This is a genomic window from Streptomyces sp. NPDC005017 (assembly GCF_042873115.1).
Lineage (GTDB): Bacteria > Actinomycetota > Actinomycetes > Streptomycetales > Streptomycetaceae > Streptomyces.
In genome coordinates, this window is sequence record NZ_JBIALD010000044.1 from 1 (window position 1) to 19,205 (window position 19,205).

19 protein-coding genes and 1 pseudogene are annotated in these 19,205 nt (G+C 71.2%); 11 read left to right on the plus strand and 9 right to left on the minus strand.

Annotated features, from left to right (window positions below; translation table 11 throughout):
- Positions 1-174 (plus strand): annotated as a pseudogene (locus ACFYR0_RS36460) (glucose-6-phosphate isomerase); the annotation flags it as partial.
- 55 nt (positions 175-229) lie between these two features.
- The gene (locus ACFYR0_RS36465; protein ID WP_389338244.1) at positions 230-1,249 is read left to right on the plus strand and encodes a hypothetical protein; all 1,020 of its coding nucleotides are present in this window, start codon (positions 230-232) and stop codon (positions 1,247-1,249) included.
- 166 nt (positions 1,250-1,415) lie between these two features.
- Here ACFYR0_RS36465 and ACFYR0_RS36470 read toward each other — a convergent pair whose 3' ends face one another.
- Positions 1,416-1,553 (minus strand): hypothetical protein, encoded by a 138-nt coding sequence (locus ACFYR0_RS36470; protein ID WP_389338247.1) that lies wholly within the window; start codon positions 1,551-1,553, stop codon positions 1,416-1,418.
- On the opposite strand from ACFYR0_RS36470, the gene ACFYR0_RS36475 reads away from it, so the two are divergent.
- Positions 1,546-1,701, plus strand: coding sequence for a BBE domain-containing protein (locus ACFYR0_RS36475; protein WP_389338250.1), 156 nt, complete (start codon positions 1,546-1,548; stop codon positions 1,699-1,701). The genes ACFYR0_RS36470 and ACFYR0_RS36475 overlap by 8 nt on opposite strands.
- A gap of 84 nt (positions 1,702-1,785) precedes the next feature.
- Here ACFYR0_RS36475 and pgl read toward each other — a convergent pair whose 3' ends face one another.
- Genes pgl through tkt form a run of 5 tightly spaced genes read right to left on the minus strand, consistent with a single transcriptional unit; the run spans position 1,786 to position 8,436 of the window.
- Positions 1,786-2,568, minus strand: a complete 783-nt coding sequence (gene pgl / locus ACFYR0_RS36480; protein ID WP_389338253.1) for a 6-phosphogluconolactonase — start codon at positions 2,566-2,568, stop codon at positions 1,786-1,788.
- The gene (opcA, locus tag ACFYR0_RS36485) at positions 2,565-3,653 is read right to left on the minus strand and encodes a glucose-6-phosphate dehydrogenase assembly protein OpcA (RefSeq protein WP_389338256.1); all 1,089 of its coding nucleotides are present in this window, start codon (positions 3,651-3,653) and stop codon (positions 2,565-2,567) included. Before opcA ends, pgl begins: the two co-directional genes overlap by 4 nt.
- Positions 3,650-5,173, minus strand: coding sequence for a glucose-6-phosphate dehydrogenase (gene zwf / locus ACFYR0_RS36490; RefSeq protein WP_389338259.1), 1,524 nt, complete (start codon positions 5,171-5,173; stop codon positions 3,650-3,652). The genes opcA and zwf overlap by 4 nt, the downstream gene beginning before the upstream one ends.
- A 4-nt stretch (positions 5,174-5,177) precedes the next feature.
- Positions 5,178-6,296 (minus strand): transaldolase, encoded by a 1,119-nt coding sequence (gene tal, locus ACFYR0_RS36495; RefSeq protein ID WP_389338262.1) that lies wholly within the window; start codon positions 6,294-6,296, stop codon positions 5,178-5,180.
- Between the two features lie 34 nt (positions 6,297-6,330).
- Complete coding sequence (gene tkt, locus ACFYR0_RS36500) at positions 6,331-8,436, minus strand: transketolase (protein WP_389338265.1); 2,106 nt, start codon at positions 8,434-8,436, stop codon at positions 6,331-6,333.
- Between the two features lie 412 nt (positions 8,437-8,848).
- Here tkt and ACFYR0_RS36505 point away from each other — a divergent pair, with 412 nt between their 5' ends.
- The 4 genes from ACFYR0_RS36505 to ACFYR0_RS36520 all read left to right on the plus strand — a co-directional run bounded on the left by ACFYR0_RS36505 (position 8,849) and on the right by ACFYR0_RS36520 (position 12,285).
- A complete protein-coding gene (locus ACFYR0_RS36505; protein ID WP_386379496.1) occupies positions 8,849-9,799 on the plus strand; it encodes a heme o synthase in 951 nt (316 codons plus the stop codon).
- A 141-nt stretch (positions 9,800-9,940) separates the two neighbouring features.
- Positions 9,941-10,267, plus strand: coding sequence for a hypothetical protein (locus ACFYR0_RS36510; RefSeq protein WP_389338268.1), 327 nt, complete (start codon positions 9,941-9,943; stop codon positions 10,265-10,267).
- Between the two features lie 153 nt (positions 10,268-10,420).
- Positions 10,421-11,527 (plus strand): amidohydrolase family protein, encoded by a 1,107-nt coding sequence (locus ACFYR0_RS36515; RefSeq protein WP_389338271.1) that lies wholly within the window; start codon positions 10,421-10,423, stop codon positions 11,525-11,527.
- A 17-nt stretch (positions 11,528-11,544) separates the two neighbouring features.
- On the plus strand, positions 11,545-12,285 hold the full coding sequence (locus tag ACFYR0_RS36520; protein WP_389338274.1) for a nucleotidyltransferase: 741 nt from the start codon (positions 11,545-11,547) through the stop codon (positions 12,283-12,285).
- Here the strand turns inward: ACFYR0_RS36520 and ACFYR0_RS36525 are convergent.
- The 3 genes from ACFYR0_RS36525 to ACFYR0_RS36535 form a co-directional block, all read right to left on the minus strand.
- Positions 12,240-13,262 (minus strand): heme A synthase, encoded by a 1,023-nt coding sequence (locus ACFYR0_RS36525; RefSeq protein ID WP_389338277.1) that lies wholly within the window; start codon positions 13,260-13,262, stop codon positions 12,240-12,242. The two genes, ACFYR0_RS36520 and ACFYR0_RS36525, sit on opposite strands and share 46 nt — an antisense overlap.
- 93 nt (positions 13,263-13,355) lie before the next feature.
- The gene (locus ACFYR0_RS36530) at positions 13,356-14,126 is read right to left on the minus strand and encodes an ABC transporter permease (protein ID WP_389338280.1); all 771 of its coding nucleotides are present in this window, start codon (positions 14,124-14,126) and stop codon (positions 13,356-13,358) included.
- A gap of 127 nt (positions 14,127-14,253) precedes the next feature.
- Positions 14,254-15,177 carry an ABC transporter ATP-binding protein gene (locus ACFYR0_RS36535; protein WP_389338283.1) on the minus strand — a complete coding sequence of 308 codons (924 nt, stop codon included), beginning with the start codon at positions 15,175-15,177 and terminating at the stop codon, positions 14,254-14,256.
- A 279-nt stretch (positions 15,178-15,456) separates the two neighbouring features.
- Here ACFYR0_RS36535 and ACFYR0_RS36540 point away from each other — a divergent pair, with 279 nt between their 5' ends.
- The 4 genes from ACFYR0_RS36540 to ACFYR0_RS36555 all read left to right on the plus strand — a co-directional run bounded on the left by ACFYR0_RS36540 (position 15,457) and on the right by ACFYR0_RS36555 (position 19,201).
- Positions 15,457-16,191, plus strand: a complete 735-nt coding sequence (locus ACFYR0_RS36540) for a helix-turn-helix transcriptional regulator (RefSeq protein WP_389338286.1) — start codon at positions 15,457-15,459, stop codon at positions 16,189-16,191.
- The gene (sufB, locus tag ACFYR0_RS36545; RefSeq protein ID WP_389338289.1) at positions 16,188-17,609 is read left to right on the plus strand and encodes a Fe-S cluster assembly protein SufB; all 1,422 of its coding nucleotides are present in this window, start codon (positions 16,188-16,190) and stop codon (positions 17,607-17,609) included. The genes ACFYR0_RS36540 and sufB overlap by 4 nt, the downstream gene beginning before the upstream one ends.
- Before the next feature lie 84 nt (positions 17,610-17,693).
- Positions 17,694-18,875 (plus strand): Fe-S cluster assembly protein SufD, encoded by a 1,182-nt coding sequence (gene sufD / locus ACFYR0_RS36550; RefSeq protein ID WP_389338292.1) that lies wholly within the window; start codon positions 17,694-17,696, stop codon positions 18,873-18,875.
- Positions 18,872-19,201, plus strand: a complete 330-nt coding sequence (locus tag ACFYR0_RS36555; RefSeq protein WP_386379371.1) for a bifunctional 3-phenylpropionate/cinnamic acid dioxygenase ferredoxin subunit — start codon at positions 18,872-18,874, stop codon at positions 19,199-19,201. The genes sufD and ACFYR0_RS36555 overlap by 4 nt, the downstream gene beginning before the upstream one ends.
- Positions 19,202-19,205 lie beyond the last annotated feature (4 nt).

The following is a 19,205-nucleotide window of genomic DNA, read 5'->3' on the forward strand; positions in this document are numbered from 1 at the left end:
GTCCAGGGCGCGGTGTGGGACATCGACTCCTTCGACCAGTGGGGCGTCGAACTCGGCAAGGTCCTCGCCAAGCGCATCGAACCCGCCCTCACCGACGCCACCGACGTCCCCGGACTCGACACCTCCACCGCAGCACTCGTCGCGAAGTACCGGGAGCTGCGCGCCCGGCGCTGAACCGGGCTAGACTCCTCCGCGCGATCATGAGCACGATCACTCGGGGGAGTGCAACTTGACAGTCCCACAACGGAGTTGGACCGGCGGCAGGCTGACCGCCAAGACGTTCCTGAAGCCGTACAAGGTGGCATGGGTGATGTTCCACCCGACCTGGATCCCCGACTCGCTGGATCCGTCGGTCGAGTCGCTGAAGCGCGCCCGTGTCATCGCCGGAGCCGTCGCCGCCCTCGGCGTCTACACCTACGTCGAGGGCGGCTTCGCCTTCACCGAGGTGCTGGGCAACGCCATGGCCGCGTCCATGGTGCTGCTGTTCCTCACGCCGATCACCGCCGGCGTCATGCTCTGGGTGTGGCGGCGCTCCGGCGGGGGCACGGTGGCGCAGCTGCGCGAGCCCCTGGTGAAGGCGCTCAAGCTGCTCCTGCTGTTCGTCGGGTCGGTGGTCACCACCGTCCTGCTGTTCACCCTGTCGACGTCACTGCCGACGCTCGTCCGGCTCGTGGTCACGCTGGCGGCCCTCTGGCTGGCCTTCTTCGCGATGGCCGGCGCGATCCGGATCACCGGCAACTTCTTCGGCACCGCCGTCGTCCACCGCTGCCTGCCGCCGCTGCTCGCCACGGTCACCTCCTGGCTGATGGCCCTCTTCGACCTGTTCTCGGGCGATCTGCACGGCCTCAGCCTCGCGATGGGCATCCTGTTCATCCTCGGCGCGCCCGTCACGGTCACCGCCATCTCCCTGCTGGAGATGCGCCGGCTGCGCAGCCGCTACGGCATCCGCCTCGGCGCCCACCCCGCGACCCTGCCGCGCATCCCGGGCACGCCCCCGCCGATGCCGCCGACGGCCCCGCCGTACGTCCCGCAGCAGGGGAACCCGTACGGCACCCCCCACACCCCGCCCTACGGCCACCCGTACCCGCCGCAGCCCGCGCCCGGACACGCCCCGCACCCCGCGCCCGGATACGTCCCGCAACCGGCCCCGGGGCACCCGCCCCACCAGGGTCATCCTTATGCGCCCCCGCCGGGAGCCCCGTACCCGCCGCAGGGCAACCCGTACGGGCAGGGACCCTACGGTCCCTGAGGCGCCCCGCCCGGCGCTGCCTGTCCCGGAGGGAAGGGCACGGGCCGGCTCGAGGACGCGAGAAGGGAGCCGGGGCGAGCGAACGGACCACCGGCAGCGGGACGGCTCTCCCGGACGACCTTCACCGGGCACGCGACGCCGTCGCACGGCAGGCGTGGGCCGAGGCCTACCGCCTGCTCAGCGGCAGCCGGCCCGCGCTCGCCCCCGACGACTTCGCCGCCTGGGCGGACGCGGCCTGGTGGAGCAGCCGCATCGAGGAGTCGATCGTCGCCCCCACGAAGGCGTACGCCGGATACGTGGCCACGCACAACGGGCGACGGGCCGGGTACTGCGCCTGGATGCTCTTCCGCGTACGGGCCGACTACCTCGGCGACTACGACCGGTTGGTGGAGCTCGAGCGGCGGTACGACCCCGGCAACCTGTTCCGGCCCAACCACAACATCGCCCCCTGAACCCCCTGAACCCCCGAACCCCTGAACGAGGAAAGGGGCCCCGGGCGGATCACCCGGGGCCCTCCTCAGCGCGTCACGGACACGTCACGGAGACGCGGGCGGGTACAGCGAGCGCGGCAACTGCCCGGCCGCGGCCGCGTCCAGCAGCCACAGGGTGCGCTGCCGGCCGCGGGCGCCGGCCGCCGGGGCCTGGATCTCCCCGGCGCCGGACAGCGCGATCGCCGCGGCCTGCGCCTTGTCCTCGCCGGCCGCCAGCAGCCACACCTCACGGGCCGCCCGGATCGCCGGGAGGGTGAGGGTGACGCGGGTGGGCGGCGGCTTGGGGGCGCCGTGCACGCCGACCACCGTGCGCTCGGTCTCGCGCACGGCGGGCAGCTCTGGGAACAGCGAGGCCACGTGCGTGTCCGGGCCGACGCCCAGCATCAGTACGTCGAAGGTGGGCACGTCGCCATGGTTCTCGGGACCGGCCGCGCGGGCCAGCTCCCCGGCGTAGGCGGCGGCGGCCGCGTCCGCGTCGGCGCCGTACGGGCCGTCGGACGCGGGCATGGCGTGCACGCGCTTCGGGTCCAGCGGCACCGCGTCGAGCAGCGCCTCGCGGGCCTGGGTGACATTGCGCTCGGGGTCGCCCTCGGGCAGGAAGCGCTCGTCCCCCCACCACAGGTCCAGGCGGCCCCAGTCCACGGCGTCGCGGGCCGGGGCGGCGGCCAGGGCGGCGAGCAGGCCGTTGCCGTTGCGGCCGCCGGTGAGCACGACGGACGCGGAGCCGCGGGAGGCCTGCGCGTCGACGATCTTCGTGATCAGCCGGGCCGCGGCGGCCCGGGCCATCAGTTCCTTGTCGTGGTGCACGACGAGCTGGGGCGTACTCACTGCGCGGCCGCCTTCTTCGCCAGGGCCTTGGGGGTGACCCTCTCCGGAGCCGCGGTCCCGGCGTCGGCCTGCGGCTCACCGGCCCCGTCCGTCGCACCGCCGTCGGCCGGTTCGCCGGCGTCGGCGGCCCGCCCGGAGCCGGAGCTCTCCCCGGCCCGGGGAGCGGTCAGCCGCTCCACCCCGAACCGCAGCGCGGACGCGTACGTGTCGTCCGGGTCCAGACGCCGCAGCTCCTCCGCGATCAGGTCGGCCGTCTCGCGGCGCTTGAGCGCCACCGCGCGGTCCGGCTGGCCCTCGATGGAGAGGGTCGCCAGCGTGCCGTCGGCACGGTCGAGGACGATCGGACCGCAGTCGGTGTCCATGCGCACCCCGGTCAGACCCGGGCCGCCGGACACCGAGCGCCGCACCGGCACGTCCAGCCGGTCCGCGAGCCACATCGCCAGCAGTTCGCAGCTCGGGTTGAACTCCTCGCCCTCGACCTCGACGCCCCGCACCTCGCAGGTCACCTGGTCCAGGGCCGCCGCCAGCATGGAACGCCAGGGCGTGATCCGGGTCCACGCCAGGTCGGTGTCCCCGGGCGTGTAGGTCCGGGCGCGGGCGCTGAGGCCCCGCACCGGCTGCTCGGCCGCGTAGCTGTCGGTCACCCGGCGCTGGGCGAGCGCGCCCAGCGGGTCCCCGGCCGGGTCGAGGGGCGCGTTCACCGGCCACCAGACGACCACGGGGGCGTCCGGCAGCAGCAGCGGCAGCACGACCGACTGGGCGTGGTCGACCACCTCGCCGTACAGCCGGAGCACGACCGTCTCGCCGGTGCCCGCGTCGGCGCCCACCCGTACCTCGGCGTCGAGCCGGGACTGGGTGCGGTCGCGCGAGGTGCGCGAGACGCGCTTGATGACGACCAGGGTGCGCGAGGGGTGCTCGCGCGAGGCGTCGTTGGCGGCCCGCAGGGCGTCGTAGGCGTTCTCCTCGTCGGTGACGATGACGAGGGTGAGGACCATGCCCACGGCCGGCGTGCCGATGGCGCGACGGCCCTTCACCAGTGCCTTGTTGATCTTGCTGGCCGTGGTCTCGGTGAGGTCTATGTTCATGGCCGGCGCCAGCTCCGTCCGTCTCGTTCGAGCATCTCGTCCGCCTCGACGGGGCCCCAGGTACCGGCCGGGTACTGCGCGGGCCTGCCGTGCTCGTCCCAGTACCGCTCGATCGGGTCGAGGATCTTCCAGGACAGCTCGACCTCCTCCGTGCGCGGGAAGAGGTTGGAGTCGCCGAGCAGGACGTCGAGGATGAGCCGCTCGTAGGCCTCCGGGCTGGACTCCGTGAACGACTCGCCGTACGCGAAGTCCATGGACACGTCCCGGATCTCCATCGAGGTGCCCGGCACCTTGGAGCCGAAGCGGACGGTGACGCCCTCGTCGGGCTGGACGCGGATGACGATCGCGTTCTGGCCCAGCTCCTCCGTCGCCGTGGTGTCGAAGGGGGAGTGGGGAGCACGCTGGAAGACCACCGCGATCTCCGTCACCCGGCGGCCCAGCCGCTTCCCGGTGCGCAGATAGAACGGCACGCCCGCCCAGCGGCGGTTGTCGATGCACAGCTTGATCGCGGCGTAGGTGTCGGTCTTGGAGCCGGGGTCGATGCCCTCCTCCTCCAGATAGCCGACGGCCTTCTCGCCGCCCTGCCAGCCCGCCGAGTACTGGGCGCGCACGGTGTCCCGGCCCAGGTCCCTGGGCAGCTTCACCGCGCCGAGCACCTTGGTCTTCTCGGCGGCCAGCGCGTCCGCGTCGAAGGAGGCGGGCTCCTCCATCGCGGTCAGGGCCAGCAGCTGGAGCAGGTGGTTCTGGATGACGTCACGGGCGGCGCCGATGCCGTCGTAGTAGCCGGCGCGGCCGCCGATGCCGATGTCCTCGGCCATCGTGACCTGGACGTGGTCCACGAAGGACCGGTTCCAGATCGGCTCGAACATCGTGTTGGCGAAGCGCAGCGCCAGGATGTTCTGGACGGTCTCCTTGCCCAGGTAGTGGTCGATGCGGAAGACCTGGTCCGGGGCGAAGACCTCGTGCACGACCCTGTTGAGCTCCTCGGCGGAGGCCAGGTCGTGACCGAAGGGCTTCTCGATGACCGCGCGGCGCCAGGAGCCGCCGGTCTGGTCGGCCAGACCGTGCTTCTTCAGCTGCTGGATGACCACGGGGAAGGAGCGGGGCGGCACCGACAGGTAGAAGGCGAAGTTGCCGCCGGTCCCCTGGGCCTTGTCCAGCTCGTCGATGGTGGCGCGCAGCCTCTCGAAGGCGTCGTCGTCGTCGAAGGTGCCCTGCACGAAGCGCATGCCCTGGATGAGCTGCTGCCAGACCTCCTCGCGGAAGGGGGTGCGGGCGTGCTCCTTGACGGCGTCGTGGACCTCCTGCGCGAAGTCCTCGTGCGCCCACTCGCGGCGGGCGAAGCCGACCAGCGAGAAGCCCGGCGGCAGCAGACCCCGGTTCGCGAGGTCGTACACGGCGGGCATCAGCTTTTTGCGTGACAAATCGCCTGTGACGCCGAAGATGACCAGGCCCGACGGCCCCGCGATACGCGGGAGCCGTCGGTCTGCCGGGTCACGCAGCGGGTTGCTGCTTGACAAGGAATCAGCCCTCCGAGGGGGCGAGGCGCTTCAGTTCCGCCTCGGTCGAGGTCAGCAGATCGTTCCAGGACGCCTCGAACTTCTCGACGCCCTCGTCCTCCAGGAGCTGGACCACGTCGTCGTACGAGATCCCGAGCTTCTCGACGGCGTCGAGGTCCGCGCGGGCCTGCTCGTAGGTACCGGTGACGGTGTCGCCGGTGATCGAGCCGTGGTCCTCGGTGGCCAGCAGGGTGGCCTCCGGCATGGTGTTCACCGTGTTCGGCGCCACCAGGTCGTCGACGTACAGGGTGTCCTTGTACGCCGGGTCCTTCACGCCCGTGGAGGCCCACAGCGGACGCTGCTTGTTGGCGCCCGTGCGCTCCAGCGCGTTCCAGCGGTCGGAGGAGAAGACCTCCTCGTACGCCTGGTAGGCCAGCCGCGCGTTGGCGAGGGCGGCCTTGCCGCGGGCGTCCTTCGCCTCGTCGGTGCCGAGCGCGTCGAGGCGCTTGTCGATCTCGGTGTCCACCCGGGACACGAAGAAGGACGCCACGGAGTGGATGAGGGAGAGGTCCAGGCCCTTCTCCTTCGCCTTCTCCAGGCCCGCCAGGTAGGCGTCCATGACCTCGCGGTAGCGCTCCAGCGAGAAGATCAGCGTGACGTTGACGCTGATGCCGTTGCCGATCACCTCGGTGATGGCCGGCAGACCCGCCCTGGTGGCCGGGATCTTGATCAGGGTGTTGGGCCGGTCGACCAGCCAGGCCAGCTGCTTGGCCTCGGCGACGGTCGCCGCGGTGTTGTGGGCCAGGCGTGGGTCGACCTCGATGGAGACCCGGCCGTCCTGGCCGTCGGTGGCGTCGTACACCGGACGCAGGATGTCCGCGGCGTCCCGGACGTCCGCCGTCGTGATCATGCGGACGGCCTCTTCGACGGTCACCTTGCGGGCGGCGAGGTCCGTGAGCTGCTGCTCGTAGCCGTCACCGGACGAGATCGCCTTCTGGAAGATCGTCGGGTTGGTGGTGACGCCCACGACGTAGCTCTGGTCGATCAGTTCGGCGAGGTTGCCGGACGTGATCCGCTTGCGGGACAGGTCGTCCAGCCAGATCGCGACGCCTTCCTCGGAGAGGCGCTTGAGTGCGTCTGTCACGGAAATTGCATCTCCTACGTGTCGTATACGAGCGTCAGCGCTGGGCTGCGGCGATCCCGGTAGTCGAATCAAGCACGGCCCGGGCGACGGCGGCCACGTTCTCCCCGGTGAAGCCGTACTCGCGGAAGAGGACCTTGCCGTCCGCGGAAGCGCCGAAGTGTTCCAGGGAAACGATGCGGCCGGCGTCACCCACGTACTTGTGCCAGGTCAGACCGATACCGGCCTCGACCGCCACCCGCGCCCTGACGGAGGGCGGCAGGACGCTGTCCCGGTACCCCTGGTCCTGCTCCTCGAACCACTCCACGCACGGCATGGAAACGACCCGCGTGGGCGTGCCGGCTGCCTCCAGCTGCTCGCGCGCCTCGACGGCCACGTGCACCTCGGAGCCGGTCGCGATCAGGACGACCTCGGGCGCGCCGTTCGACGCCTCGAACAGGACGTAACCGCCGCGCGCGGCGTCCTCGTTCGGCTCGTAGACCGGGACACCCTGGCGGGTGAGGGCGAGACCGTGCGGCTGACCCTTGCCGAACACCTTCGTGTAGCGCTTGAGGATCTCGCGCCAGGCGATCGCGGTCTCGTTGGCGTCCGCCGGGCGGACCACGTTCAGACCGGGGATCGCGCGCAGCGAGGCCAGGTGCTCCACCGGCTGGTGGGTCGGGCCGTCCTCGCCGAGACCGATGGAGTCGTGCGTCCACACGTACGTCACCGGCAGGTGCATCAGCGCCGACAGCCGCACAGCGTTGCGCATGTAGTCGGAGAACACCAGGAAGGTGCCGCCGTAGACGCGCGTGCCGCCGTGCAGGGCGATGCCGTTCATCTCCGCGGCCATGGAGTGCTCACGGATGCCGAAGTGGATCGTGCGGCCGTACGGGTGCGCCTCGGGCAGCGGGTTGCCCTCGGGCAGGAACGACGAGGTCTTGTCGATCGTGGTGTTGTTGGAGCCGGCCAGGTCGGCCGAGCCGCCCCACAGCTCCGGGACCACCGCGCCGAGCGCCTGGAGGACCTTGCCCGAGGCGGCACGGGTGGCGACACCCTTGCCGGGCTCGAAGACCGGGAGCTTGTCCTCCCAGCCCTCGGGCAGCTCGCCCGCGGCGATCCGGTCGAACTCGGCGGCGCGCTCCGGGTTGCTGTCGCGCCACTCCTGGAACGACTTCTCCCACTCCGCCTTGAACTGGCGGCCGCGCTCCAGGGCCTCGCGGGTGTGGCCGATGACCTCGTCGGAGACCTCGAAGGACCGCTCCGGGTCGAAGCCGAGGACGCGCTTGGTGGCCGCGACCTCGTCGTCGCCGAGCGCCGAGCCGTGCGCGGCCTCGGTGTTCTGCGCGTTCGGGGCGGGCCAGGCGATGATCGAGCGCATCGCGATGAAGGACGGCCTGTCGGTGACCGCCTTGGCCTTCTCGACCGCCTCGAAGATCGCCTTCGGGTCGAGGTCGCCGTTCGCCTGCGGCTCCACGCGCTGGACGTGCCAGCCGTAGGCCTCGTAGCGCTTGGTGACGTCCTCGGAGACGGCCGTCTCGGTGTCGCCCTCGATCGAGATGTGGTTGTCGTCCCACAGCAGGACCAGGTTGCCGAGCTTCTGGTGGCCGGCCAGCGAGGACGCCTCGGCGGAGATGCCCTCCTGGAGGCAGCCGTCACCGGCGATCACGTACACGAAGTGGTCGAACGGCGACTCGCCGGCCGGGGCCTCGGGGTCGAACAGGCCGCGCTCGTAGCGGGCGGCCATGGCCATGCCCACCGCGTTGGCGACACCCTGGCCCAGCGGGCCGGTGGTCGTCTCCACGCCCACGGTGTGGCCGTACTCGGGGTGACCGGGGGTCTTGGAGCCCCAGGTGCGGAACGCCTTCAGGTCGTCCAGCTCCAGGCCGAAGCCGGCCAGGTACAGCTGGGTGTAGAGGGTCAGCGACGAGTGACCGGCGGACAGGACGAATCGGTCGCGGGCCACCCAGTCGGCGTCGGCGGGGTCGTGCCGCATCACCTTCTGGAAGAGGGTGTAGGCGGCAGGCGCCAGGCTCATCGCCGTACCCGGATGGCCGTTGCCGACCTTCTGTACGGCATCGGCGGCCAGGACGCGAGCGGTGTCGACGGCCCGCTGGTCCATTTCGGTCCACGCGAAGTCTGTGGTGGTCGGCTTGGTGCTCACCCTGAGTCAGGGCTCCTCTCCACATGTCGGTAGCCGGTGGTCCGGGCGCTCGTCCACCGGCCTCCGGTGCGCTCGACGCGCACCGGCCGATGGTGAGCCTACCCCCGTGAGTACGTGCGTTTTTTCCGCTCGTTCCAGAGTGACGGGACTCTCGGAGATCCGCCTCCCGACTGGGCTGCGGGCCTTTCGGCAAGTGAATACGGAGCCGCTCATCTGACTGCTCAATCGAGCTTCGGCGCGCCCGTCGGAAGGTCGCACGATCGCACCCGCGTACGTGCCTTCGGTCACGGCCGCCAACACGACCCCACCCCCGCGAATGTCCGGGTCTGGGCAACGTCTACAGTGGCGTGGTACGCGCGAGCTTTACCCGGACTTCACACGGACCAGGCTCGCTGGGATGTCTCTGTCAGGGGTGTGCGTGACGGCCGTTGAATCCCGTCCAGCGGGGATCGGGACGAGCCAGATCCCGAGCCACCGGCCGCTGGGGGCCCGTGTCAAGGGCTTCGTGGCGTTGACCAAGCCGCGGATCATCGAGCTGCTGCTCATCACCACCGTCCCGGTGATGTTCCTCGCCGAGCAGGGCGTGCCCGATCTCCGTCTGGTGCTGCTGACCTGCGTCGGCGGCTACCTCTCCGCGGGCGGCGCCAACGCGCTGAACATGTACATCGACCGCGACATCGACGCGCTGATGGACCGGACCTCGCAGCGGCCGCTGGTGACCGGCATGGTCGGCCCGCGTGAATGCCTGGCCTTCGGCATCGCGCTCGCGGTGGTCTCCACCCTGCTGTTCGGCCTCGCCGTCAACTGGCTGAGCGCCTGGCTCTCCCTCGGCGCGCTCCTCTTCTACGTCGTGATCTACACGATGATCCTCAAGAGGCGTACGTCACAGAACATCGTGTGGGGCGGCATCGCGGGCTGTATGCCCGTGCTCATCGGCTGGACGGCCGTGAAGGACTCGCTGTCCTGGGCCCCGGTGATCCTCTTCCTGGTGATCTTCTTCTGGACGCCGCCGCACTACTGGCCGCTGTCCATGAAGGTCAAGGAGGACTACGCGCGCGTGGGCGTGCCCATGCTGCCGGTCATCGCCTCCAACAAGGTCGTCGCCCGGCAGATCGTGATCTACAGCTGGGTGATGGTCGCCGTGTCCCTGCTGCTCACGCCGCTCGGCTACACCGGCTGGTTCTACACCGCGGTCGCGCTGGCCGCGGGCGGCTGGTGGCTGTGGGAGGCGCACGCCCTCCAGAACCGCGCCAGGGCCGAGGTCACGGGCGGCAAGCTCAAGGAGATGCGGCTGTTCCACTGGTCCATCACCTATGTCTCGCTGCTGTTCGTCGCGGTCGCGGTGGACCCCTTCCTTCGCTGAGCGCGCAGGCCGGGCTGAGCTGACCCGTCGGCCCGGCGCCGCAGCCCGGCGCCCCGGCCTCGCACCGGGTCCCCGCGCTGAGGCAAGCGTCACGCGGCGGGGCCGTCGCCGAACGATCTACGCGTCGGTAGCATCCTGACCATGGCAGACACGGACACGCAGCAGGTTGACCCGAAGGCCGAGCGCAAGGCCGCCCGGCTCGCCAAGCAGATCAGCGCCTTCGCCAAGGCCCACGGCGGCGCCGAGGGCCAGGTCGCCTACATCGGCGAGCGCGGTGCCCGGATCGCCCTCGTGGGCGAGGACGGCAACTGGGGCAACCTCGTCGCCCCGACCCTGGAGATCGCCCAGCGGGCCGTCACCAAGTCCGGCATCACCGTGCACGAGGACTTCGACGGGGAGTTCGCGGCGAAGGTGCAGACCGGCCGCTACGAATGGAAGCGGATGGCGGGCATCCAGATCGGCGGCTGACCCGCCCTCCACCAGGGGCGCGGGGACCGCGCGCGAGGCGCCCGGCGTCCGGCGCGCGCGGGGCGATCGAGTCGTCCCGTCCGGGAGGCGCACCTCATCACCCCTTCACCCGTTAGGACGGGTAGAACCACGTCCGCCCACGGGAAGCCCGGGATGATCGACACGCCGTCCCTCGTGGACCAGTACTGCCACGGCGTACTGAGAACAGAGCTGGGCCTCGGCACCTTCGAGGCTCAGCTGTCCCGTACCGAGGGCCCGCCCGCCCCCGGCACCACCCTCTTCGACACCCAGACCGGCTTCGCCGTGCGCCGCTGGTGCCCGCCGCTGCTCGGCCTGGAACCCCACTGCCACCCGGCCCGCTATCTCGCCAGACGCCGCGAACTCGGGGTCCTGGAGGCCGGCCGCAGACTGCTGCGCGGCAGCGGCATCACCACCTACCTGATGGACACCGGCCTGCCGGGCGACCTGACCGGCCCGGGCGAGATGGCCACCGCCGCCGACGCCGAGGCCCGCGAGATCGTCCGGCTGGAACTGCTCGCGGAGCAGGTGGCCGACACCTCCGGCACCGTCGAGTCCTTCCTCGCCAACCTCGCCGAGTCCGTGCACGGTGCCGCCGCGGACGCGGTCGCCTTCACCTCCGTCGCGGGCGTACGGCACGGCCTCGCGCTGGCCCCGGAGCCGCCCGGCCCCGGCGAGGTGCGCAGCGCGGCCGGCCGCTGGCTGGCCGCCCGCAGGGTCGGCGGCGAGGTCAGCGACCCGGTCCTGCTGCGGCACCTGCTGTGGATCGCCGTGGCCTCGGGGCGCCCCCTCCAGCTGCACGCGGGACTCGGGGAGCCGGGCCAGTGCATCGACCGCACCGACCCGGTCCTCCTGACGGACTTCGTGCGCGCGACGGCGGGTCTCGGCACCGACCTGGTGCTGCTGCACGGCTACCCGTACCACCGGCACGCCGCCCACCTCGCCGGGGTCTTCCCGCACGTGTACGCCGACTCGGGCGCGGCCCTGGCCCGCACGGGCGCCCGTGCCGCCACGGTCCTGGCCGAGATCCTCGAGCTGGCCCCCTTCGGCAAGGTCCTCTTCTCCAGCGGCGCGCACGGACTGCCCGAGCTGCACGTCATCGGCGCCCGCCTGTTCCGCGAGGCCCTCGGCCGGGTGCTGGGCGCCTGGGTCGCCGAGGACGCATGGTCCCTCGGCGACGCCCAGCGCGTGGCCGGGCTGCTCGCGGCGGGCAACGCGCGCCGGGTGTACGGGCTGGAGTAGAGGTGCAGAACAGACCGATGGAGACCGAGACCTTGCTCGCCCGCCTCGTCCGCGAACTGGCGGCGGTGGACCCCGTCGCCGTCTGGGCCCACGGCTCCCTCGCCGGGGGTGACTACCAGGAGGGCCGCAGCGACCTCGACCTGATCGCGATGCTGCCGGGACCGGTGACCCCGGGCGTCCTGTGGCGGACCGCGGTGCTGCACGCCCGGCTGCGCCGGGAGGCGCTCGCGCCGAAGCTGCACTGCACCTATCTCACGCCGGACACCGCCGCCGACCCCGCCCGGCGCCATCTGACCTGGGCGCACCAGCAGCTGTTCGGGCGGCCGGTCACCCCGGTGACCCGTGCCGAGCTGCACGCCTTCGGGAGGGTGCTGCACGGCGCGCCGCCCGCCGGGCTGCTGCCGCCCCTGCCGGACGGGAGCCTGCGGGAGTTCGTCCTGCGCGACCAGCGGGACTACTGGCGGCGGGCGCTCGACCGGCCCCGGCTGTGGACCGAGGACGTCTGGGTCGACCTGGGGCTGGTCACCTTCGCCCGGGCGAGCGCGACCGTGCGCGACGGGCGGCTGATCTCCAAGCGGGAGGCGCTGGACCTGCTGCCCGCACTCGGCGCGCCCGGCGAGGTCGTCGACGACGTCCGCGGCCGCCGTTACGACGACCCGCCGCCGCCGGTCACCCGCGAGTGGCGGGCCCGGCGGGCCGGGCTCGTCCGGGGCTACCTGGGACCGGCGATCGACGCGCTGGTCGCCTCGAACGGCTGAAGCAGCAGGTCGGCCGGAGCGGAGCCGGGGCGCTCGCGCATGGCCAGCAGCACCCGCACGGCGGCGATCCACACCAGGCAGGAGCCGAACATATGGGCGCCGACCAGGAGCTCGGGCAGGTCGGTGAAGAACTGGACGTAGCCGATGGCGCCCTGGGCGAGCAGCACCAGGAACAGCTCACGCGTACGGTCCAGCGGGCCCCGCGGGGCGTCGACCGCCTTGAGCACGAACCACAGGGCGAAGGTCAGCGTCACCACGATCCAGGCCAGGACGGCGTGCAGCTTGCTGACGTCCTCCCAGTTCAGCGGCATGCGCTCGACCTCGCTGGAGTCGCCCGCGTGCGGACCGGCGCCGGTGACGACCGTACCGGCCGCGATCAGCAGGACGGTGACGCCGACGAGCGCCCACACCAGCTGCTGCACCGGCCTGCCGACCAGCGGCCGGGGCGCCTCGTCGCCCTCGCGGGTGCGCTGCCACATCGCCGTGGCCACCGCGATCAGGGCGCTGGAGAGCAGGAAGTGCGCCGCGACCGTGTACGGGTTCAGGCCGACGAGCACCACGATGCCGCCGAGCACCGCGTTGCCCATCACGATCCAGAACTGCGCCCAGCCGAGGCGGGTGAGGCTGCGGCGGTACGGCTTCTGCGAACGCGCGGCGATGATCGCCCAGCCGACCGCGGCGCACAGGACGTACGTCAGCATGCGGTTGCCGAACTCGATGTAGCCGTGGATGCCCATCGCGGCGGTGTTGTTGATCGAGTCCTCGGTGCACTTGGGCCAGGTAGGGCAGCCCAGGCCCGAGCCGGTGAGACGGACGGCGCCGCCGGTCACCACGATGACGACCGCCATCACGAGTGCGACGAGGGCCGCCCGCCGGACCGTCCGGGGGTCGGGCGTCCAGCGTGCGGCGATGAAGGCGAGCGGGTTGCGCACGGCGGCTGCCGCGTCGGCGGGGGTCAGGTTCGGCACGCGGTCCATCGTAGAAGGCCGCTTGTGCACGCTTTCACGAGGGTCGCCCTCGCCTCTGTCCCGGATGTCGCCTTCATGCCCGTTCGTACGGTTGTCCACGGCTCACTCCCAGCGGAAGAACTTCCCCGCCGCGGTCAGTCCCACGACCGCCCACACGGCGAGGATCCCCAGGTCGCCCCAGGGCATCCCGGCCCCGTGCTGAAGCACGTCCCGCAGACCGTCGGACAGCGCCGAGACGGGCAGCAGGGCGAGCACGTCCTGGACGCCGGAGGGGAACTTGTCCAGGGGCACGACGACCCCGCCGCCGACCAGCAGCAGCAGGAACACCAGGTTGGCGGCGGCCAGCGTGGCCTCCGCCTTGAGGGTCCCCGCCATCAGCAGGCCGAGCCCCGAGAAGGCGGCCGTGCCGAGGACCAGCAGCGCGAACACGGCGAGCGGGTTGCCCTGCGGGTCCCAGCCCATGGCCAGGGCGATCACCGCCACCAGGAGCACCTGGAGGACCTCGGTGACCAGCACCGACGCCGTCTTCGCGGTCATCAGGCCCCAGCGCGGCAGCGGCGAGGCGGCGAGCCGCTTGAGCACGCCGTAGCGGCGCTCGAAGCCGGTGGCGATGGCCTGCCCGGTGAACGCCGTCGACATCACCGCGAGCGCCAGGATGCCGGGTGTGAGGAAGTCCACCGCCTCGCCCTCGCCGGTGTCGGCGATGTCCACCGAGCCGAACAGCACCAGCAGCAGCGTCGGGATCACGACCGTCAGCAGCAGTTGCTCGCCGTTGCGCAGCAGCATCTTCGTCTCCAGCACCGCCTGCGCCGCGATCATGCGGGGCAGGGGGGCGCCGCCGGGACGGGGGGTGTACGCGCCGGTGACGCTCATGGCCGATGCTCCAGGCTGTGTCTGAGGGCGGGGATCACGAACGAAGCTCCTTACCCATGGGCTCGAGGCTGTGGTCTTTCCGGGGGGCGACCCCCGGACCCCCGGCGGTCGCCGGTGTGTGCGCACGTCACGAACGCAGCTCCTTACCCGTCAGCTCGAGAAAGACGTCCTCCAGCGTGTGCCGCTCGACCGAGATGCGGTCCGGCATCACGCCGTGCTGCGCGCACCAGGAGGTGACGGTCGCGAGCAGCTGCGGGTCGACCTTGCCGGTGATCCGGTAGGAGCCCGGGGTCAGCTCGGCGGCCGTGCTGTCCGCGGGCAGTGCCTTGAGCAGCGAGTTCACGTCGAGGCCGGGGCGGCCGGTGAACCGCAGGGTGTTCTCGGCGCCGCCGCGGCACAGCTCCTCGGGCGAGCCCTGGGCGATGACCCGGCCGGCGTCGATGATCGCGACGTCGTCGGCGAGCTGCTCGGCCTCGTCCATGTAGTGGGTGGTGAGGATCACCGATACGCCGTCGGCGCGCAGGTCGCGCACGAGCTCCCAGGTCGCGCGGCGGGCCTGCGGGTCGAGCCCGGCGGTGGGCTCGTCGAGGAACACCAGCTCGGGGCGGCCGACCACGGCCATCGCGAGGGCGAGCCGCTGCTGCTGGCCGCCGGACAGCCGGCGGTAGGGGGTACGGCCGCAGGAGCCGAGCCCGAGGCGCTCGATCAGCGCGTCCACGTCCAGCGGGTGCGCGTGCAGCCGGGCGACATGGCGGAGCATCTCCCCGGCTCGGGCGCCGGAGTAGACGCCGCCGGACTGGAGCATCACGCCGATCCGCGGACGCAGCTCGCCGCCCCGGCGCACCGGGTCGAGACCCAGGACCCGCACCGAGCCGGAGTCCGGTCTGCGGTAGCCCTCGCACGTCTCGATCGTGGTGGTCTTGCCGGCGCCGTTGGGTCCGAGCACGGCGGTGACCCCGGGCCTGGCCACCAGATCGAGGCCGTCCACCGCGGTCGTGTCGCCGTACCGCTTCACCAGGGACTGCACCTGGAGGACGGGATCGGTTCGCATGGGACAGGAGTCTAGGTACGCGCGCGGGGGCTCAGGCAGCCGGGTGCGCGAACTTCCCGGGACGTGCGCCGGAGCCGCCCTCCGTGCCGCCGGAGGGGCAACAGTGCCGGTCGGAGGGGGTGCGGGGGCTGTGCGCGGGGGTCGGGGGGCATGACCTGCTCTGATCGATCAAAGATCGTTTTTGCAGGTCAGATTAGGTATGCCTAAGTGATGTAGGGCACCGATCAAGGTTCCGGGCGCCGCTTGCCCGGTCCCGAGGAATTACGCAACAATGGCGTTGTGAAAAACGTCGGCGAGGCTCGGGAGACCCCCACGGGGGCCCCTCACGAAGAGCTAGCGACCGGTGAGCGTTCGACGCGCAACCGGGTCGCGCGGTCCATCCTGGACCACGGGCCGTCGACCGTCGCCGAGCTGGCCGCGCGGCTGGGCCTGACCCAGGCCGCCGTCCGCCGCCACCTCGACGCCCTCGTCGCCGACGACGTCGTGGAAGCACGTGAGCAGCGGGTGTACGGCACCCGCACCCGCGGCCGCCCCGCCAAGGTCTTCGCACTCACCGACTGCGGCCGGGACGCCTTCGACCAGTCCTACGACAAGCTCGCCGCGGACGCCCTGCGCTGGATCGCCGACCAGGAGGGCGGCGGCGAGGCGGTCGCCGCCTTCGCCCGCGCCAGGATCGCCGCGCAGGCCGAGGCCTACCGCACGGCCGTCGAGGGCGCAGCCCCCGACCGGCGCGCGGAAGCCCTGGCCAAGGCCCTGAGCGCCGACGGGTACGCTGCTACGGCGCGCAGCGCGCCCGTGGGTGAGCAGCTGTGTCAGCACCACTGCCCGGTGGCCCATGTCGCGGAGCAGTTCCCCCAGCTGTGCGAGGCGGAGACGGAGTTCTTCGCCGAACTGCTCGGGACCCACGTCCAGCGGCTCGCGACCATCGCGCACGGCGACGGCGTGTGCACGACGTTCATCCCCAAGATTTCCCACAACGCATCCGCAAGCACGGCCGGGAGGAACCCCGCATGACTCTCCCCACGGAGACCGCCCACCCTGAGCTGGAAGGCCTGGGCAAGTACGAGTACGGCTGGGCCGACTCCGACGAGGCCGGTGCCGCGGCGAAGCGCGGTCTGAACGAGGCCGTCGTCCGCGACATCTCGGACAAGAAGTCCGAGCCGGAGTGGATGACCAAGCTGCGTCTCAAGGGCCTCAGGCTCTTCGAGAAGAAGCCGATGCCGAACTGGGGTTCCGACCTGTCGGGCATCGACTTCGACAACATCAAGTACTTCGTGCGCTCCACGGAGAAGCGGGCGGAGTCCTGGGAGGACCTGCCCGAGGACATCAAGAACACCTACGACAAGCTCGGCATCCCGGAGGCGGAGAAGCAGCGCCTGGTCGCCGGTGTCGCCGCGCAGTACGAGTCGGAGGTCGTCTACCACCAGATCCGCGAGGACCTGGAGGAGCAGGGCGTCATCTTCCTCGACACCGACACCGCCCTGAAGGAGCACCCGGAGCTCTTCAAGGAGTACTTCGGCACGGTCATCCCGGTCGGCGACAACAAGTTCGCGTCGCTGAACTCCGCGGTGTGGTCCGGCGGCTCCTTCATCTACGTCCCGCCGGGCGTCCACGTGGAGATCCCGCTCCAGGCCTACTTCCGTATCAACACGGAGAACATGGGCCAGTTCGAGCGGACCCTGATCATCGTCGACGAGGGTGCCTACGTGCACTACGTCGAGGGTTGTACGGCGCCGATCTACAAGTCGGACTCGCTGCACTCCGCGGTCGTCGAGATCATCGTCAAGAAGAACGCCCGCTGCCGCTACACGACCATCCAGAACTGGTCGAACAACGTCTACAACCTGGTCACCAAGCGTGCCGTCGCCTACGAGGGCGCGACCATGGAGTGGGTCGACGGCAACATCGGCTCCAAGGTGACGATGAAGTACCCGGCCGTCTACCTGATGGGCGAGCACGCCAAGGGCGAGACCCTGTCCATCGCCTTCGCGGGCGAGGGCCAGCACCAGGACGCCGGCGCCAAGATGGTCCACATGGCGCCGAACACCTCGTCCAACATCGTCTCCAAGTCGGTCGCGCGCGGCGGTGGCCGCACCTCCTACCGCGGTCTGATCGAGATCGGTGAGGGTGCCCCGGGCTCCAAGTCCAACGTGCTGTGCGACGCGCTGCTCGTGGACACCATCTCCCGGTCCGACACCTACCCGTACGTCGACGTCCGCGAGGACGACGTCTCCATGGGTCACGAGGCGACCGTCTCCAAGGTCTCCGACGACCAGCTCTTCTACCTGATGAGCCGCGGCATGTCCGAGGACGAGGCCATGGCGATGATCGTGCGCGGCTTCGTCGAGCCGATCGCCAAGGAACTCCCCATGGAGTACGCCCTCGAGCTCAACCGGCTGATCGAGCTGCAGATGGAAGGCGCGGTCGGCTAGTACCCCGCCCGGTCCAGCAGCAGTCGGCCCGCACCGGTAGCGGGCCGAGCATCGCAACGTAGGAAAGAGAGCAGACCGACAGCCATGGCTGAGGCTCCTAACAACCCGGTGGGCTCCACCACCGCCGGCGCGATCGCGGTCGCCGCCGAGTCGACCGTCGCCACGCGCATGAGCGCGCCCCCGTCCTTCGACGTGGCGGACTTCCCCGTGCCGCACGGCCGCGAGGAGGAGTGGCGGTTCACCCCGCTGGAGCGGCTGCGCGGCCTGCACGACGGCACCGCGCTTCCCGGCGGCACGATCAAGGCCGAGTTCTCCGCGCCCGACGGCGTCACCATCGAGACCGTCGGCCGCGACGACGCCCGGCTCGGCCGGGCCGGCACGCCGGTGGACCGGGTCGCCGCCCAGGCGTACTCCGCCTTCGAGCAGGCCACGGTCGTCACCGTGCCCAAGGACACCGTGCTGAGCGAGCCGGTCCGCCTCGGTCTGCACGGCGAGGGCGGTGTGACCTACGGCCACACCGTCTTCGAGCTCGGCGCCTTCGCCGAGGCGACCGTCGTCATCGACCACACCGGCGACACCGTCCGTGCCGCGAACGTGGAGTACGTCGTCGGCGACGGCGCCAAGCTGACCGTCGTCACCGTCGTGGACTGGGACGACACCGCCGTGCACGTCGCGCAGCAGAGCGCGCTGGTCGGCCGCGACGCCGGCTTCAAGCACATCGTGGTCACCTTCGGCGGCGACCTGGTCCGCATCCACCCGCGGGTCTCCTACGCCTCCACCGGCGGTGAGGCCGAGCTGTTCGGTCTGTACTTCACCGACAAGGGCCAGCACCACGAGCACCGCCTCCTGGTCGACCACAACACCCCGCACTGCAAGTCCCACGTCGTCTACAAGGGCGCGCTCCAGGGCGACAACGCGCACGCGGTGTGGATCGGTGACGTGCTGATCGAGGCCGCGGCCGAGGGCACCGACACCTACGAGATGAACCGCAACCTGGTGCTCACCGACGGCGCCCGGGTCGACTCGGTGCCCAACCTGGAGATCGAGACCGGCGAGATCGTGGGCGCCGGCCACGCCTCCGCCACCGGCCGCTTCGACGACGAGCAGCTGTTCTACCTGATGGCCCGCGGCATCCCGGAGCACGAGGCCCGCCGTCTGGTGGTCCGCGGCTTCTTCGCCGAGCTGGTCCAGCAGATCGGTGTCGCCGACATCGAGGAGCGCCTCCTCGCCAAGATCGAAGAGGAGCTGGAGGCGTCGGTCGCATGACCTTCGTACGCGCCTGTGCGCTGAGCGAGCTGGAGGAGGACACCCCGAAGAGGGTGGAACTCGACGGCACGCCGGTGTCCCTCGTGCACACCGAGGGCGAGGTGTTCGCGATCCACGACATCTGCTCGCACGCGAACGTCTCGCTGTCCGAGGGCGAGGTGGAGGACTGCCAGATCGAGTGCTGGCTGCACGGCTCCAGCTTCGACCTCCGCACCGGCAAGCCGTCCGGCCTTCCCGCGACGCGCCCCGTTCCCGTTTACCCCGTAAAGATCGAAGGGGGCAGCGTCCTTGTCGACGTAAGCGCCTCCCTCAACCAGGAGTCCTGAGGCA

Excerpts from the sequence above, each read along its gene's own strand:
- opcA (WP_389338256.1), bottom strand. The coding sequence starts at position 3,653 with ATGAACATAGACCTCACCGAGACCACGGCCAGCAAGATCAACAAGGCA.
- ACFYR0_RS36510 (WP_389338268.1), top strand. The coding sequence starts at position 9,941 with ATGGCAGACACGGACACGCAGCAGGTTGACCCGAAGGCCGAGCGCAAG.
- ACFYR0_RS36515 (WP_389338271.1), top strand. The coding sequence starts at position 10,421 with ATGATCGACACGCCGTCCCTCGTGGACCAGTACTGCCACGGCGTACTG.
- ACFYR0_RS36520 (WP_389338274.1), top strand. The coding sequence starts at position 11,545 with ATGGAGACCGAGACCTTGCTCGCCCGCCTCGTCCGCGAACTGGCGGCG.
- ACFYR0_RS36525 (WP_389338277.1), bottom strand. The coding sequence starts at position 13,262 with ATGGACCGCGTGCCGAACCTGACCCCCGCCGACGCGGCAGCCGCCGTG.
- ACFYR0_RS36530 (WP_389338280.1), bottom strand. The coding sequence starts at position 14,126 with ATGAGCGTCACCGGCGCGTACACCCCCCGTCCCGGCGGCGCCCCCCTG.
- ACFYR0_RS36535 (WP_389338283.1), bottom strand. The coding sequence starts at position 15,177 with ATGCGAACCGATCCCGTCCTCCAGGTGCAGTCCCTGGTGAAGCGGTAC.
- sufB (WP_389338289.1), top strand. The coding sequence starts at position 16,188 with ATGACTCTCCCCACGGAGACCGCCCACCCTGAGCTGGAAGGCCTGGGC.
- sufD (WP_389338292.1), top strand. The coding sequence starts at position 17,694 with ATGGCTGAGGCTCCTAACAACCCGGTGGGCTCCACCACCGCCGGCGCG.
- ACFYR0_RS36555 (WP_386379371.1), top strand. The coding sequence starts at position 18,872 with ATGACCTTCGTACGCGCCTGTGCGCTGAGCGAGCTGGAGGAGGACACC.